The sequence below is a fragment of the Photobacterium sanguinicancri genome (assembly GCF_002265265.1).
GTDB classification, from domain to species: Bacteria; Pseudomonadota; Gammaproteobacteria; order Enterobacterales; family Vibrionaceae; genus Photobacterium; species Photobacterium sanguinicancri.
Window position 1 is genome coordinate 1 of sequence record NZ_NOIF01000412.1, and the last position, 685, is coordinate 685.

Below are 685 nucleotides of genomic sequence, written 5' to 3' on the forward strand. Positions count from 1 at the left end.
AAAGGTCACTACGTGACCTTTTTTATCCGCTTTGATCTACATGTTACCTAAATACATTGGTTTCTCAAAACCTGAAAACTTAGGTATCCACTCTTTATCACGACTACCCATATCAAGTTTAAACTCTGTACTAGAATAAATTATTTGCGCATTGTTATCTCTAGCCAGATTATTAAGCTCAATTAAGTAATTAGTTAGATCACTTGTTTGTATTTCCTGCTGTTTTGGTGTATCCAAAATAAAGAATCTAAACTCTCTCTTGGATTCTTTCAAATATGCTTCAAATACAGCAGCTCGCATAGCTAGAACTATACGTGTTTTTGTACTGCCTTTAATTACATTTGCAAACTCATAACCAAACACTGGCTTAAAGTCACTATCAAAGACAATTTCTCTGCTAACATTAGTTGTATTTAGAATATCAAGCCACTTGACAAAGTTATCTTTGATATCTTTCCTAATTTTCAATGAATATAGGTTATCACCACTACTTGAGCTTTTTTTAAGGTCTGCTACTCTATTTAGACAATCTTCCCGTTGATTTAAATATTTAATATATTCATCTTCTTCATTCTCTAAAAACTCCAAAGTTGAACGCTCTTTTTCCAAATTTATAATTGAGCTAACCAACATACTAATAGTTTCAACAACTGAGCTATTATCTGACTTACTATTTATTTTAGTT

1 pseudogene is annotated in these 685 nt (G+C 31.2%); it reads right to left on the reverse strand.

From position 1 onward, the window contains the following. Positions 1–36: 36 nt before the first annotated feature. A pseudogene (locus ASV53_RS25715) lies at positions 37–685 on the reverse strand (hypothetical protein); the annotation flags it as partial.